Origin of the sequence: Pseudomonas sp. efr-133-TYG-23 (genome assembly GCF_030209215.1) — a bacterium.
Classification (GTDB): Bacteria; Pseudomonadota; Gammaproteobacteria; order Pseudomonadales; family Pseudomonadaceae; genus Aquipseudomonas; species Aquipseudomonas rhodesiae.
In genome coordinates this window covers 1-14913 of sequence record NZ_JARVSL010000041.1, presented here as the reverse complement: position 1 = coordinate 14913, position 14913 = coordinate 1, and the positions used below count along the sequence as shown (strand labels likewise).

Annotated in this window: 17 protein-coding genes; 8 read left to right on the top strand and 9 right to left on the bottom strand. The window is 58.8% G+C overall.

What is annotated here, in order from left to right; genetic code table 11:
- Position 1: 1 nt before the first annotated feature.
- From QRN41_RS24110 to QRN41_RS24095, 4 genes are all read left to right on the top strand, one after another.
- The gene (locus QRN41_RS24110; RefSeq protein ID WP_034101046.1) at positions 2 to 595 is read left to right on the top strand and encodes an aminodeoxychorismate/anthranilate synthase component II; all 594 of its coding nucleotides are present in this window, start codon (positions 2 to 4) and stop codon (positions 593 to 595) included.
- Positions 596 to 604: 9 nt separating this feature from the next.
- On the top strand, positions 605 to 1654 hold the full coding sequence (gene trpD, locus QRN41_RS24105) for an anthranilate phosphoribosyltransferase (RefSeq protein WP_034115267.1): 1050 nt from the start codon (positions 605 to 607) through the stop codon (positions 1652 to 1654).
- Positions 1651 to 2487, top strand: coding sequence for an indole-3-glycerol phosphate synthase TrpC (trpC, locus tag QRN41_RS24100; RefSeq protein ID WP_040267160.1), 837 nt, complete (start codon positions 1651 to 1653; stop codon positions 2485 to 2487). Before trpD ends, trpC begins: the two co-directional genes overlap by 4 nt.
- 143 nt (positions 2488 to 2630) lie before the next feature.
- Entirely contained in the window at positions 2631 to 3326 is a 696-nt protein-coding gene (locus tag QRN41_RS24095) for a lipoate--protein ligase family protein (RefSeq protein WP_040267161.1), read from the top strand.
- Here the strand turns inward: QRN41_RS24095 and crp are convergent.
- Positions 3323 to 3967 (bottom strand): cAMP-activated global transcriptional regulator CRP, encoded by a 645-nt coding sequence (crp, locus tag QRN41_RS24090; protein ID WP_034101041.1) that lies wholly within the window; start codon positions 3965 to 3967, stop codon positions 3323 to 3325. The two genes, QRN41_RS24095 and crp, sit on opposite strands and share 4 nt — an antisense overlap.
- A gap of 246 nt (positions 3968 to 4213) precedes the next feature.
- Here crp and QRN41_RS24085 point away from each other — a divergent pair, with 246 nt between their 5' ends.
- The gene (locus tag QRN41_RS24085) at positions 4214 to 4636 is read left to right on the top strand and encodes an OsmC family protein (RefSeq protein ID WP_034101039.1); all 423 of its coding nucleotides are present in this window, start codon (positions 4214 to 4216) and stop codon (positions 4634 to 4636) included.
- 62 nt (positions 4637 to 4698) lie between these two features.
- On the opposite strand, the gene coq7 is transcribed toward QRN41_RS24085, so the two are convergent.
- The 6 genes from coq7 to hemJ all read right to left on the bottom strand — a co-directional run bounded on the left by coq7 (position 4699) and on the right by hemJ (position 9149).
- On the bottom strand, positions 4699 to 5346 hold the full coding sequence (gene coq7 / locus QRN41_RS24080) for a 2-polyprenyl-3-methyl-6-methoxy-1,4-benzoquinone monooxygenase (RefSeq protein WP_083377941.1): 648 nt from the start codon (positions 5344 to 5346) through the stop codon (positions 4699 to 4701).
- 117 nt (positions 5347 to 5463) lie between these two features.
- Positions 5464 to 5802, bottom strand: coding sequence for a histidine triad nucleotide-binding protein (locus QRN41_RS24075; RefSeq protein ID WP_167417613.1), 339 nt, complete (start codon positions 5800 to 5802; stop codon positions 5464 to 5466).
- Between the two features lie 46 nt (positions 5803 to 5848).
- Complete coding sequence (locus tag QRN41_RS24070) at positions 5849 to 6637, bottom strand: SDR family NAD(P)-dependent oxidoreductase (protein WP_047882516.1); 789 nt, start codon at positions 6635 to 6637, stop codon at positions 5849 to 5851.
- Between the two features lie 62 nt (positions 6638 to 6699).
- Positions 6700 to 7662 carry a DUF805 domain-containing protein gene (locus tag QRN41_RS24065; protein WP_167417612.1) on the bottom strand — a complete coding sequence of 321 codons (963 nt, stop codon included), beginning with the start codon at positions 7660 to 7662 and terminating at the stop codon, positions 6700 to 6702.
- Between the two features lie 71 nt (positions 7663 to 7733).
- Complete coding sequence (locus QRN41_RS24060) at positions 7734 to 8696, bottom strand: NAD(P)H-dependent flavin oxidoreductase (protein WP_167417611.1); 963 nt, start codon at positions 8694 to 8696, stop codon at positions 7734 to 7736.
- 24 nt (positions 8697 to 8720) lie between these two features.
- A complete protein-coding gene (hemJ, locus tag QRN41_RS24055) occupies positions 8721 to 9149 on the bottom strand; it encodes a protoporphyrinogen oxidase HemJ (RefSeq protein ID WP_094064192.1) in 429 nt (142 codons plus the stop codon).
- A 135-nt stretch (positions 9150 to 9284) separates the two neighbouring features.
- Here hemJ and argC point away from each other — a divergent pair, with 135 nt between their 5' ends.
- Positions 9285 to 10319, top strand: a complete 1035-nt coding sequence (gene argC, locus QRN41_RS24050) for an N-acetyl-gamma-glutamyl-phosphate reductase (protein ID WP_285422200.1) — start codon at positions 9285 to 9287, stop codon at positions 10317 to 10319.
- A 164-nt stretch (positions 10320 to 10483) separates the two neighbouring features.
- The gene (gene erpA, locus QRN41_RS24045) at positions 10484 to 10834 is read left to right on the top strand and encodes an iron-sulfur cluster insertion protein ErpA (RefSeq protein WP_007906865.1); all 351 of its coding nucleotides are present in this window, start codon (positions 10484 to 10486) and stop codon (positions 10832 to 10834) included.
- Positions 10835 to 10899: 65 nt separating this feature from the next.
- Here the strand turns inward: erpA and QRN41_RS24040 are convergent, their stop codons facing one another.
- Both QRN41_RS24040 and QRN41_RS24035 read right to left on the bottom strand, forming a co-directional pair.
- Entirely contained in the window at positions 10900 to 11991 is a 1092-nt protein-coding gene (locus QRN41_RS24040) for an anhydro-N-acetylmuramic acid kinase (protein ID WP_034139523.1), read from the bottom strand.
- 3 nt (positions 11992 to 11994) lie between these two features.
- Positions 11995 to 13413, bottom strand: coding sequence for a peptidoglycan DD-metalloendopeptidase family protein (locus tag QRN41_RS24035; RefSeq protein WP_167417610.1), 1419 nt, complete (start codon positions 13411 to 13413; stop codon positions 11995 to 11997).
- 211 nt (positions 13414 to 13624) lie between these two features.
- Between QRN41_RS24035 and tyrS the strand changes: the two genes are divergently transcribed.
- Positions 13625 to 14824, top strand: coding sequence for a tyrosine--tRNA ligase (gene tyrS, locus QRN41_RS24030; protein ID WP_167417609.1), 1200 nt, complete (start codon positions 13625 to 13627; stop codon positions 14822 to 14824).
- Positions 14825 to 14913 lie beyond the last annotated feature (89 nt).

The following is a 14913-nucleotide window of genomic DNA, read 5'->3' as shown; positions in this document are numbered from 1 at the left end:
CATGTTGCTGATGATTGATAACTACGACTCCTTTACCTACAACGTGGTGCAGTACCTGGGCGAGCTGGGTGCCGAGGTCAAGGTGGTGCGCAACGACGAACTGACCGTGGCTGAAATTGCCGCGCTGAACCCCGAACGCATCGTGGTTTCGCCAGGCCCTTGCACGCCGACCGAGGCGGGTATTTCCCTCGAAGCCATTAAGTATTTCGCCGGCAAGCTGCCGATCCTGGGCGTGTGCCTGGGGCACCAGTCTATCGGCCAGGCCTTTGGCGGTGATGTGGTGCGCGCGCGCCAGGTGATGCACGGCAAGACCAGCCCGGTGTTTCATAACAATGTGGGTGTTTTCCAGGGCCTGAACCTGCCGGTGACGGTCACTCGCTACCATTCGCTGGTAGTCAAGCGCGAGACTTTGCCGGAGTGCCTGGAACTGACCGCCTGGACTCAGCTGGAAGACGGCTCCGTCGACGAGATCATGGGGCTGCGCCACAAAACACTGAATGTCGAAGGGGTGCAATTCCATCCCGAGTCGATCCTCACCGAGCAGGGCTACGAGCTGTTCGCTAACTTTCTCAAGCAGAGCGGCGGCACGCGCTAAGGACTTTCCATGGATATCAAGACTGCCCTGAGCCGTATCGTCGGCCATCTGGACCTGAGCACCGCTGAAATGAGCGATGTGATGCGTGAGATCATGACCGGTCAATGCACCGACGCGCAGATCGGCGCCTTTATGATGGCCATGCGCATGAAGAGCGAGAGCATCGACGAGATCGTCGGTGCCGTGTCGGTGATGCGCGAGCTGGCGGACAAGGTCGAACTCAAGACCCTCGACGGCGTGGTGGATGTGGTCGGCACCGGTGGTGACGGCGCGAATATTTTCAACGTATCGACGGCTTCGTCTTTTGTCGTGGCGGCGGCGGGTTGCACTGTGGCCAAGCACGGCAACCGTGCGGTGTCCGGCAAGAGCGGCAGCGCCGACTTGCTCGAAGCGGCCGGGATCTACCTGAACCTGACCCCGGTACAAGTGGCGCGCTGCATCGACAGCGTCGGCATCGGCTTTATGTTTGCCCAGTCCCACCACGGTGCGATGAAGCACGCCGCAGGCCCACGTAAAGACCTGGGCCTGCGCACACTCTTCAACATGCTCGGCCCGCTTACGAATCCGGCCGGTGTAAAGCATCAGGTGGTTGGGGTGTTCAGCCAAGCGTTGTGCCGGCCATTGGCAGAAGTGCTGCAGCGCTTGGGCAGCAAGCATGTGCTGGTGGTGCATTCCAAGGATGGCCTGGACGAGTTCAGCCTGGCGGCGCCGACCTTTGTCGCCGAGCTCAAGAATGATCAAGTCACCGAATATTGGGTCGAGCCTGAAGACTTGGGCATGAAGAGCCAAAGCCTGCACGGCCTGGCGGTGGAAAGCCCGGCGGCATCGTTGGAACTGATTCGTGATGCTTTGGGGCGTCGTAAGACCGAAAACGGCCAAAAGGCTGCGGAGATGATTGTTCTGAATGCTGGCGCGGCACTTTACGCAGCAGACCATGCCTATAGTCTTAAGGAAGGTGTCGAATTGGCCCACGATGCACTGCACACCGGTCTGGCTCGCGAGAAGCTCGAAGAGCTGGGAGCATTCACTGCCGTATTCAAGATGGAGAATGAAGGATGAGCGTGCCGACCGTTCTGGAAAAGATCCTGGCCCGCAAGGCAGAAGAAGTCGCCGAGCGCCGCGCCCGTGTCAGCCTGGCTGAACTGGAGACCCAAGCGAAAGCTGCGGATGCGCCGCGTGGGTTCGCCAAGGCTTTGATCGATCAGGCCAAAAAGAAGCAGCCGGCGGTGATCGCCGAGATCAAAAAGGCCTCGCCGAGCAAAGGCGTGATCCGTGAGCACTTCGTGCCTGCCGAGATCGCCGTCAGCTACGAAAAGGGCGGGGCGACATGCCTGTCCGTGCTCACCGATATCGACTACTTCCAAGGCGCCGACCTGTTCCTGCAACAGGCTCGCGCCGCGTGCAAGTTGCCGGTGATCCGCAAGGATTTCATGGTCGACCCGTACCAGATCGTCGAAGCCCGTGCCTTGGGCGCCGACTGTGTGCTGTTGATCGTTTCCGCGCTGGATGACGTGAAGATGGCCGAACTGGCTGCCGTGGCCAAAAGCGTCGGCCTGGATGTGCTGGTGGAAGTGCACGATGGCGATGAGCTGGAACGTGCGTTGAAAACCCTCGACACACCGCTGGTGGGGGTCAACAACCGTAACCTGCATACCTTTGAAGTCAGCCTGGAAACCACCCTCGACCTGCTGCCGCGTATTCCGCGCGACCGTTTGGTGGTGACCGAAAGCGGCATCCTCAACCGCGCGGACGTGGAACTGATGGAAATCAGCAATGTGTACTCTTTCCTGGTCGGCGAGGCGTTCATGCGCGCTGAGAATCCAGGGGCGGAATTGCAGCGCTTGTTCTTCCCGGAGCGTGGTGTACCGGTCAGCGGTTCCACCCTCGATTGATTTGAAACGCGATCAAAGTGGGGGAGGGGGCTTGCCCCCGATGGCGGCGATTCAGTGGGAGCATCCTTGACTGACATCCCGCTATCGGGGGCAAGCCCCCTCTCACATTTGAGTTTGTGTTTGTTCAGATAGGTAGGTGCTCGTTGATCCAGCCAGTGTCGATGCGTGTTGAAGCAGGTCTTGCCGCGGAGCAAGCCTTATTGGCCGCCGTTTGCGCGGGTGAGCAGGCGTTTGGGTTGTTGTTCTGGCAGCCCAGCGATCAGGCATTGGTGATGCCACGCCGCTTGAGCAGATTGCCTGCTTTCGATGTCGCCAGTCGCGTGTCTGCGGATGCCGGTTGGCCGGTGCTCTTGCGCGAAACCGGCGGCGAACCGGTGCCCCAGTCCAGCGCTACGGTCAACATTGCGCTGGTCTATGCTCCACCACGCAGCGAAGGCGATCAGAATCGCATCGAGACCGGTTACCAGCGTTTGTGCCAGCCGATCTGCGATCTGTTGATCGAGCTGGGCGGCGACGCCTCCGTCGGGGAAATCGAAGGTGCCTTCTGTGACGGTCGTTACAACGTCAACCTCAATGGCCGCAAAATGGTCGGCACTGCCCAGCGCTGGCGCCAGAGCGGCGGCCGCCCGGTGGGGCTGGTGCATGGGGCGCTGTTGCTGGAAAACGATCGCGAAGAACTGATCGCGGCGGTCAATCGCTTCAACCAAGCCTGTGGGCTGGAGCAGCGAGTCCGGGCCGACCGTCACATCGCCTTGCATGAGGCGTTCCCTGCGCCGGATGCCATCAGTCGATTGGACACGCTGTACCGCCAGATGCTGGCCAGCTTCATGCCGGTCTAGCGAGTGCCGAACACCACCATCGTCTTGCCTTTGACGTGCACCAGGTTGCGTTCTTCCAAGTCCTTGAGTACGCGACCGACCATTTCCCTCGAACAACCGACAATGCGCCCGATTTCCTGGCGCGTGACTTTAATCTGCATGCCATCGGGGTGGGTCATGGCATCCGGCTGCTTGCACAACTCCAGCAGGCAACGGGCCACGCGCCCGGTGACGTCGAAGAACGCCAAGTCGCCGACCTTGCGCGTGGTGTCGCGCAGGCGTTGGGCAATCTGGCCGCTGAGGGCGTAAAGAATATCGGGATCGTGTTGCGCCAGTTCGCGGAATTTGGCGTAACTGATCTCGGCCACGTCGCATTCCACCTTCGCGCGCACCCAGGCGCTGCGTTCCTGTTCCTTGCCGGCCTGTTCGAACAGGCCCAGTTCGCCGAAAAAGTCCCCTGTGTTGAGGTAGGCAATGATCATTTCCCGGCCATCTTCATCCTCGATCAGGATGGTGACGGAACCCTTGACGATAAAGAACAGCGTTTCGGAACGCTCGCCGGCACAGATGATGTTGTGCTTGGCCGGATAACGTCGGCGTTGGCAGTGCATCAGCAACTTGTCTATGTTCTTGATCTTGGGTATGGGAGTAAGGGCAACCATGGTTGTATCCCGAAAAGGCGTCGCAAAGGGGTTGGCGTTGTTGTATGCAGCGTATCGGCACAGAGACAAGCTGGATAAAGTGTGGCAATGAGCCATCGATTTGACGCCAGCTTAACAGACACATTCTGACTCGATTAGGGAATTTACCGAGCAAACCCTGTTATCGATTCACTTTCATGGGATGCACTGCCGTGATCGGCCCCTGTGCTAAGCTGGCGACCCTTTTTAAGCAGTGGAGTCTGGGCGATGAAGGCACGCATCCAATGGGCGGGCGAAGCCATGTTCCTCGGTGAGTCGGGCAGTGGCCATGTGGTGGTCATGGATGGCCCGCCGGAAGCCGGTGGCCGTAACCTGGGTGTACGCCCGATGGAAATGCTCCTGCTGGGTGTAGGTGGTTGCAGCAATTTCGATGTGGTCAGCATCCTGAAAAAATCCCGTCAGGCCGTAGAAAGCTGCGAAGCCTTCCTAGACGCAGAGCGCGCCAGCGAAGATCCGAAGGTCTTCACCAAGATCCATATGCACTTCGTGGTGAAAGGCCGGGGGTTGAAAGAGGCTCAGGTCAAACGTGCCATCGAATTGTCGGCCGAAAAATACTGCTCGGCGTCGATCATGTTGGGCGCGGCCGGTGTGGCCATTACCCATGATTACGAGATCGTCGAGTTGGGTTGATAACCCGTCGACCAAAGAAAAGGGCGCTTTGAAAGCGCCCTTTTTTGCGTCTGCCGTTTGGGTCAGATGCGGTACGTGCTTTTGGTCATGACCTTGGCCAGCAGGCTCATGCCGAAGCGTACCGGTGCCGGGAAGCGGAAGCCGCCGGCGTCCAGGGCGCTTTCGGCGTGGTGTTCTTCGTCGACGCGCATCTGTTCAAGAATGGCGCGGGACTTGTCGTCTTCACTGGGCAGTTGTTCCAGATGCTCGTCCAGATGCTTGCACACCTGATGTTCCGTGGCCGCGACGAAACCCAGGCTGACCTTGTCGCTGACCAGGCCCGCCACGGCGCCGATGCCAAACGATAAGCCGTAGAACAGCGGGTTCAGCACGCTAGGGTGGCTGCCCAGTTGACGGATGCGCTGTTCGCACCACGCCAGGTGGTCGATTTCTTCCTCTGCCGCATGTTCCATGGCCGCGCGCACTTGCGGCAGCTTGGCGGTCAGCGCCTGGCCCTGATACAGCGCCTGGGCACACACTTCGCCGGTATGGTTGATGCGCATCAAACCGGCGACGTGACGGGTGTCGGCCTCGTTCATCTGCACATCGGGCTGCAGCAGAGCGGGAGATGGACGGTAAGGTTGGCCGCTGAAGGGCAGCAGCGTGCGCATGGCCGTATCGGCTTGCAGCAACAGACGGTCAATCGGCGAGTAGTGACGTTGGGTAGTCATGCTGACCTCCGGGAAGAATCTCGGCGGCCAGTTTACCGCAAGAGAGAGGGGCGCGTTTGCGCTGCATCAAGGGCATGGGGTCGCAGCCTTGAGACTTGACCCCGGCTTATAGGGCGATCAGCCCGGCGGCCAGTTCATCTGGCGCTGACCCAGGATGTGCATATGGATGTGATAAACGGTTTGTCCGCCCAGCTCATTGCAATTCATGACCACGCGGAAACCTTCTTCGCAACCCAGCTCCAGGGCTAGGCGCTGGGCTGTGAACAGGATATGGCCGGCCAGACCTTTATCGGCCTCGGTGAGGTCGTTCAATGTACGGATAGGCTTTTTCGGAATCACCAGAAAATGCACCGGTGCCTGCGGGGCGATGTCGTGGAAAGCGAGGACTTGATCATCTTCGTAGATGATCTTCGCGGGTATTTCTCTGTTGATGATCTTGGTGAACAGAGTATCCACAGCGGTTTCTCCATGATGAAAGGGCAGGTTGAGTGTACTCAGGCGCTCAGCGGGGGCAATAGGCCTTATTGATTGCGCCGGCGATCTTGCGGGCCAGCCAGCGCGGGCTGAATCGAGGGCTGAATGCCAGCCAGCGGTTGCGTCGCCCGGGAATAATGATGGCTTTGTTCTTTTCCAGCGCGCGTACGGTGTAGAGCGCCACTTGCTCCGGGCTCATCAACTGGTCACTGCGTTCGAGCTTGGCGGCGTCCATGTTTGCCGTGCCGAAAAACGCGGTGCGCGTCGGCCCTGGGCACAGCACCGAGACCTTGATGCCGCAGCTTTTCAGCTCTTCGCGCAGGCCCTCGGAAAAATGCAGCACATACGCCTTGCTGGCGTAATAACTGCTCATCCACGGGCCCGGCTGAAAAGCCGCAATCGAGGCGACGTTGAGAATCTGCCCGCCGCCCTGCAACGCCATGGCATTCCCCAGGGCGTGACACATGCGGGTCAGGGCGAGGATGTTGACTTCGATCAGATCCTGCTCGGTCATCCAGTCCTGAGCCAGAAACGGCCCGCTGGTACCGATGCCGGCGCAGTTCACCAGCAGATCGATCTGCCGCTCGCCTTCTTCAAGCTCCAGCAGAAACCCGGATAAACGTAGCGGCTCGCCCAGGTCACAGGCGCGAAACAGCACCTCTACGCCAAAGCGTTGAGTTAATTCGATTGCAATGCTTTCCAACTGATCACGCTGGCGGGCCACCAGAATCAAGCTGCGACCGCGACGGGCCAATGCTTCGGCCAAAGCCAGGCCAATGCCACTGGAGGCACCGGTGATCAGAGCGTAACGGGTCATGCGTTTCTCCATCGCAACGTCCCGTGCCGATGATGGGGGCATCATCGACACGGGGCGTTTCTTTACTGATCTGGAGAGTCTACAGGGTCGGCCGCTTCGTCAGCACTTTGCGTGTCTTCTTCCTCGACGGTACCGCTCTGGTCGGCGTCCTCGTCGTATGTCATGGAGCTGCTTTCGTAGCTGCTGTCTACGTTGCTTTCGAGTTGATCGAGATAGCCGTTCATCCCAAGGCCGACCACGATGATCAACATCAAAGGGATAAAGGCCAGCCACAGCGAAGCCAGGACTTTGACCGCGGTGGAGTTGCGCGGCGGAGGCGCGCCGTACTGGTTGGCGCCTGTGTTACCCGGCAATACCAGCAGTAATAGCGGGAAAACGCTGTTGACCAGCGGAACGAGGTTAAGCAAATACAACCAGCCGGACCAGCCCAGGTCGTGCAAGCGCTGCACGCCGATCTGCACGCTCACGACGACGAGCGCCACGAATAGCGCGAAACCCAGCAGCGAGCCGAGGATGATGGCGATAGTCGGCGAGGCAGTCGCCACGGCAAAACCCACGGTGCTCAGGATGCCGGCTGCCACAAGCATTGCGACGGTCAGTACCAGCGTCCATGCCAGGTACCGCAGGCGACCGATGCGCCCATTGATGGTGAACACTTTGAGGGTGGCATATTCCGGCAGGTTGTCACCCACGGCAGCCCGTGGCGGCGCGTACGGTGATGCGGCGGGGCTGGAGAAATCGGTGGAGCCGGAATCCGTTTCGTGAGTTTCGGCGAGACTGAAGGCCAGCGGCTGCTCGGCTTCGATGCGTGCATCGACCCCGGCGTTTTTCAGCGCGGTCAGGTAGGTTTCGGCGTCCGGCCGGGACAGGTCGCGTTTGAGCGCGACGGTGCGGCCGGTGAAGAGTTTTTCGATGGCCTCGACGTCACTTTTGAACAGTTCGGCCAGGTTCAGCTTGGCCGTGGTGCTTTCGACACCCGGGAGCAAGGCTCCATCAAACACAATCTTGAAACGGTTGTCGCTCATGCGGGCATCCTTGTCATTCAAACATTAGGGGAGTGCAGGCCCGTGCCAATGCGCGGGCCTTGCAGGGTTGTTCAGCGTGGCCAGTGTAACTGTGTCGCCTGTTTTTGCGCCTCGCGGTATTCGGCATTCAGGCGGGCAACGAGTTCATCGACGCTGGGTAAATCATCAATCTCACCGACACCTTGGCCGGCGGACCAAACAGTCTTCCAGGCCTTGGCTTCGTCGTTCAACGGTTTGAGCTTGGAGCCAAAGTTGACTTCACCTTTGCCTTGCAACGCATTTAAGTCGAAACCGGCGTTTTCCAGGCTCTGGCGCATAAAGCTTGCAGGCACGCCGGAGACAGCGGGAGTGTGCACGATGTCAGCGGCGCGCGATGTGAGCAGCATCTCTTTATACGCATCCGGAGCGTGGCTTTCGGTGGTGCCGATAAAACGGGTGCCCAGATAGGCCAGGTCTGCGCCCATGATTTGAGCAGCGAGAACCTCATGCCCGTGGTTGAGGCAGCCTGCCAGCAGTACGGTTTTATCGAAGAATTGACGGATCTCGGCGATCAGCGCGAACGGGCTCCAGGTCCCGGCATGACCACCGGCGCCGGCGGCCACGGCGATCAAGCCATCCACGCCGGCTTCGGCAGCTTTTTCGGCGTGCCGCCGGGTAGTGACGTCATGAAACACCAGGCCGCCGTAGCTGTGCACCGCGTCCACCACCTCTTTGACCGCGCCAAGGCTAGTGATGACGATCGGCACTTTGTGCTCGACGCAGATCGCCAAGTCGGCCTCAAGGCGTGGGTTGCTGCCATGCACGATCAGGTTGACGGCATAGGGCGCGGGGCTATCCAACTGCGCCAGACCCGCTTCGATTTCTTCCAGCCAGGCTTTGAAACCGCTGCTTTCACGCTGGTTGAGCGCCGGAAAGCTGCCGACGATCCCGTTGCGGCAACACGCCAGGACCAGCTGTGGGTTGGAAATCAGAAACATCGGCGCAGCCACCACGGGTAGGCGCAGACGTTGTTGGAGCAGAGCGGGCAGCGACATTGGATGTACCCCGATTGATTGACGTTAGAACGGTTTGACCACCACCAAAATTACGACAGCCAGCAATATCAGAACTGGAACTTCATTGAACCAGCGATAAAAGACATGGCTGCGGGTGTTTTCGCCACGGGCAAAACGTTTTACCTGAGCGCCGCACATATGGTGGTAACCGATCAGCAGCACGACCAGGGTCAGCTTGGCGTGAATCCAGCCGCCCGTGCTGAAGATGCCGGGGTTCAGCGCGATCAGCCAGATACCGAAGACAAGGCTGGCAAGCATCGCCGGATTCATGATGCCGCGGTACAGCTTGCGCTCCATGATGCTGAAGCGTTCCTTGCTGACGGTGTCCTCGCTTTGAGCGTGGTAGACGAACAGGCGTGGCAGATAGAACAGCGCTGCAAACCAGCAGACGATGCTGACGATGTGGAAGGCTTTGACCCATAGATAGAGCATTTTTAGTTATTCCCAGGTTCACGGTAGCGAGGATAGTAGTGGCAGATGCGTCCATACGTCACGTTGGCGGTTGTCGCAGATCGATGCGGCCCCTATTATCGACGGCTTTCCAGTGGGTTCGTTGAGGGCAGGTTTATGGTCAAGGTCGGTATCGTCGGCGGCACGGGTTACACCGGTGTCGAATTGCTGCGTCTGTTGGCTCAGCATCCGCAAGCTGAGGTGGTGGTCATCACCTCCCGATCCGAGGCCGGCCTGGCTGTGGCGGATATGTACCCGAACCTGCGCGGCCATTACGACGGCCTGGCGTTCAGCGTCCCGGACACCCAAACCTTGGGCGCCTGCGATGTGGTTTTTTTCGCCACCCCCCACGGCGTCGCCCATGCACTGGCTGGCGAGTTGCTGGCTGCGGGAACCAAGGTCATCGATCTGTCGGCGGACTTCCGCCTGCAGGACGCCGACGAATGGGCCAAGTGGTACGGTCAGCCTCACGGCGCACCGCAGTTGTTGGAAGAAGCGGTGTACGGTCTGCCGGAAGTCAATCGTGAGCAGATCAAGCAGGCGCGCCTGATCGCCGTGCCGGGTTGCTATCCAACCGCGACTCAGTTGGGGTTCCTGCCGTTGCTTGAAGCCGGCCTGGCGGATGCTTCGCGTCTGATCGCTGATTGCAAATCAGGTGTCAGTGGCGCGGGGCGCGGCGCCGCGGTGGGTTCTTTGTACTCCGAGACGTCGGAAAGCATGAAGGCCTACGCGGTAAAAGGGCATCGTCACTTGCCGGAAATCCGTCAGGGGCTGCGTCGCGCTGCCGGTAAGGACGTTGGGCTGACCTTCGTGCCGCACTTGACCCCCATGATCCGTGGTATCCACTCCACGCTCTACGCGACCGTGACCGATCGTTCGGTAGACCTGCAGGCACTGTTTGAAAAACGCTATGCCAACGAGCCGTTCGTCGACGTAATGCCAGCCAGCAGCCATCCGGAAACCCGCAGCGTACGTGGTGCCAATGTGTGCCGGATCGCCGTGCATCGCCCGCAGGACGGTGACTTGGTCGTGGTGTTGTCGGTGATTGATAACTTGGTCAAAGGCGCGTCAGGCCAGGCAGTACAGAACATGAACATCCTGTTTGGCCTAGATGAGAAGCTGGGCTTGTCCCATGCGGGCATGTTGCCGTAAGGGCGTCTGTTACTTTGCAAAAGGCCCGTTGATCGGGCCTTTTGTGTTTTTAAGCCCTGCCGAGCAGATTGATATACCGTAACAATAGTTGACCGCTTTTCTAGGAGAAGCGGATAATGCCCGCCATTACGCATATGGCGGCGCGACGCCGGGAGATTATCAGCATGAGCGTTGAATCCTTCACCCCCACGGCTTTGCAATTCACCCACGGTGCTGCGCACAAGGTGAAGAGCCTGGTCGATGAAGAGGGTAATGATCGCTTGAAGCTGCGCGTATTCGTTACGGGCGGCGGTTGTTCAGGGTTTCAATACGGTTTTACCTTCGATGAAGAAGTGGCCGATGACGACACCATCGTTGAGCGCGAGGGTGTAAGCCTGGTCGTCGATCCGATGAGCTTCCAGTACCTGGCTGGCGCTGAGGTGGACTATCAGGAAGGTCTGGAAGGCTCGCGTTTTGTGATCAAAAACCCTAATGCCACCACCACCTGTGGTTGCGGGTCTTCGTTCTCGATCTAATCGATAGCGCATACAAAAACGCCGCTTGGCTTTGATCGGCCAAGCGGCGTTTTGCTGTCTGGGGTTCAGGCGGGATAGATCGCGCCGAGTATTCTCAGCCCGCGCGCGCCGGTGACGCTTGGGCGGTTAGCGGGGATACCTTCCAGGCAGCAGTGTGCCAGCCACGCAAATGCCATGGCCTCTACCCAGTCCGGGTCAACGCCGTATGGAGCGGTCGTACTGACGTGAGTGGAGGGCAGTAGATCGGCCAGGCGGTTCATCAGCGTGGTGTTATGGGCGCCACCACCACACACCAGCAGGGTTTCAGTGTGGCTTTGTGCTGCTCGCAGGGACTCGACGATGGTCAGCGACGTCAGTTCCAGCAAGGTTGCCTGGACATCTTGGGGAGCGAACGTCGGTAGGCGGGCAAGGTGCCGTTGCAGCCAATCCAGGTTGAACACTTCACGGCCGGTGCTTTTCGGGCCCTTGGTCAAGAAGAACGGATCGCTGAGCAGTGTGCTGAGCAACTGCTGCTCAACGTTACCGCTGGCGGCCCACTGACCATCACGGTCAAAGTGCTCGCCCCGTTGCCAATGGATCCACGCATCCAGCAGTACGTTGCCTGGTCCGCAGTCGAAGCCCGCGACGGGCTTGTCGGTCTCGATCAGGCTGAGGTTGCTGAACCCGCCCACATTCAATACCGCGCGGCTGCCAGTGCGCTCGCCAAATAGTGCCTCATGAAAGGCCGGTACCAGAGGCGCGCCTTGGCCGCCCGCAGCCACATCGCGGCTGCGGAAGTCGCTGACGACGGTGATTCCGGTCAATTCAGTGAGCAGTGCGGGGTTGCCGATCTGGACCGTAAAGCCTCGGGAAGGCTCGTGGCGAATTGTCTGGCCGTGGCTGCCGATCGCGCGAATGTCCGTCGGTTTGAGCGCCTGCTGTTCCAGCAAGGCATGAATGCCTTGGGCTGCGAGCGATACCCAGTGTTGTTGGGCGATGGCTGAGCGGGCAATTTCATCCGGCCCGCTGGCGCACAGGCTCAGGAGGTCGGCGCGCAGCGTATCTGGCATCGGGATGTAGTGAGTGGCGATCAACTTGATCGCCGAATCTTGTTCGATCAGCGCAATGTCCAGGCCATCCAGGCTGGTTCCGGACATCACTCCAATATAGCGCGGCATCGCTTAGCGCTTCGCCGATGCCAGCAAGGTAGAGCGCTCCTGATCCATGCGCGCCATCAGCGGTTGGCTCTGTTGCATGAAGCGTGCGCGCTCGGCCTTGGCGATGGGGTCGGCCATCGGCAGCTTCTGGCCCAATGGGTCGACGTGTACGCCGTTGACCTGGAACTCATAATGCAAGTGCGGGCCGGTGGATAGGCCGGTGGTGCCGATATAGCCGATGACCTGGCCTTGCTTCACGGTGCCGCCAGTCGTCACGCCTTTGGCGAACCCTTGCATGTGGCCGTACAACGTGCGGTAAGTGTTGCCGTGTTGGATGATCACGGTGTTGCCATAACCGCCTCGACGGCCGGCCAGCAAGACCTTGCCATCGCCGGCAGCCTTAATCGGCGTGCCGCGCGGGGCAGCATAGTCGACACCTTTGTGGGCGCGGATCTTGTTCAGGATCGGATGTTTACGACCCATGGAGAAGCGCGAGCTGATGCGCGCGAAGTCTACCGGGGTACGGATGAAGGCCTTGCGCATGCTGTTGCCATCAGCGGTGTAGTAGCTGGTGTTGCCTTGTTTGTTGGTGTAGCGCACAGCGGTGTAGGTTTTGCCGCGATTGGTGAAGCGCGCGGAAAGAATGTTGCCGGTGCCGACCACTTTGCCGTTAGCGACTTTTTGCTCGTAGATCACGTCGAATTCATCACCCTGGCGGATGTCCTGGGCGAAGTCGATGTCGTAGCCAAACACGTTGGCCATATCCATGGTCATGCTGTGTGACAAGCCGGCTCGGGCGGCGGATTGCGAGAGTGAGCTGTTGATCACGCCGTGAACATAGGCGGAGCGCATCACTGGCTTGGTGGTGATGCGATTGAAGGCAAAACCTTTAGCGCCCTTGGTCAGCGTAATACTTTCCAGGTCGCTGAGATTGGTGTGCAGGTTGCTCAGTTGGCCATCGGGGGTCAGTTCGAATTCAAGTTTCTGGCCACGTTTGAGCTGAGTGAATTGCTTGGCTTGCTTATCGCTGGCAAGCACTTCGGTTACGGATGTGGCCGGGAGGCCAACCTTTTCGAACAAGGTAGACAGCGTGTCACCTTTAGAAACGATCACTTCGCGGTGTTGCGGGTTTTTCGCAGGGGTTGCAGCCGGCGCGGGCTGGCTCTGAGCGGCTTGCTGGGTGTCCTCGGGAGAGCTTTCTATCTGAGCGAAGGGTGATTCGACGGGAGCATTTGTGGCTTGTTGAACCTCAGAAGCGTCTTGATCTTGTGTCAGTTGTTCAGCCGGAGTCTCCAAGTCAAGGCTCAGAGACGTCCGTTTGGCTTCCACGTCACTGGAAGGGAATACCAGGAGTGCCAGGCTGAGAAGAGCGGCGATACCACTTGCGGCGAGCAGGTGGGTCTTCGGGTAAAGCGGCGGCGCTTTAGACGGTTCAGTGGTCATAGGTAATTTTGACTTTGAAAAGATGAAATGGAAAAGATGAATGACATGATGAAGATGAAATAACTGTATAAAATATAACCAAATCATCTGTGGCGCAAGCTCGCGAACGCTGGGCTTGCTGAACGGTGTCCGTTCGCAGGGCAAAACTTGTAATTAGTCCCTGATCTTGTATGGTTGGTTCCCTTTTGAATCTGAGCCTTGCGGGTCTGTTATGAAGTCGGTTGAAGAGCAGCTAGCGCTGATAAAACGTGGTGCGGAAGAACTGTTGGTCGAAGCTGAGCTGATTGAAAAGCTCAAGCGTGGCCAGCCCCTGCGTATCAAGGCCGGCTTTGATCCGACGGCGCCGGATCTGCACCTAGGGCACACCGTGCTTATTAATAAGCTACGTCAGTTCCAAGAGCTGGGGCACCAGGTGATCTTCCTTATAGGTGATTTCACCGGGATGATCGGTGACCCCAGTGGCAAGAGCGCGACGCGCCCTCCGTTGACGCGCGAGCAGGTTCTCGACAATGCCGAGACCTACAAAACCCAAGTGTTCAAGATTCTCGACCCAGCCAAGACCGAAGTGGCGTTCAACTCCACTTGGATGGATCAGATGGGGCCGGCAGACTTTATCCGTCTGACCTCCCAGTACACCGTGGCACGCATGCTGGAGCGCGATGATTTTGACAAGCGCTACTCCACCAATCAGCCGATCGCGATCCACGAGTTCCTCTATCCGCTGGTTCAGGGTTACGACTCGGTAGCGTTGCGCGCGGACGTTGAGCTTGGTGGTACGGATCAGAAGTTCAATCTCCTGATGGGGCGCGAGCTGCAGCGCGCTTATGGACAGGAGGCTCAGTGCATTCTGACCATGCCTCTATTGGAGGGGTTGGATGGTGTTAAGAAGATGTCCAAGTCCTTGGGCAATTACGTGGGCATCCAGGAAGCGCCGGGTGTGATGTACGGAAAGCTTGTGTCGATTCCTGATGCGTTGATGTGGCGCTACTTCGAACTGTTGAGCTTCCGCTCGATGGATGAGATCAATGCACTGCGTGCTGAGGTTGAAGCAGGGGTCAATCCTCGTGACGTGAAAATCAAGCTGGCCGAAGAGATCGTTGCGCGCTTTCATGGTGAGGAGGCTGCTGCCAGCGCTCATCGTGCTGCGGGCAATCGTATGAAGGATGGCGAGTTGCCTGACGACCTGCCGGAGGTTGAGCTGACTGCGACTGAGGCCATGCCAATCGCGGCTGTCCTTAATAAGGCAGGGTTGGTGAAGAACTCGGCGGTTGCGCGTGATCTTTTGGGATCGGGTGGCGTGCGAGTTGATGGTGAGGTTGTGGAACGCTCCTTTATATATCAGCTGGGCGCGACCCATGTTTGCCAGGCTGGCAAGAAGGCATTTGCACGTATTACGCTCAAATCGGAATAATCCTGAAATTAAGTGTTGACGGCGAATTATATCTGTCTATAATTCGCCCCACTTCCGGCGCAGTCGAAACGGAAAACTCCTTGGTAAAC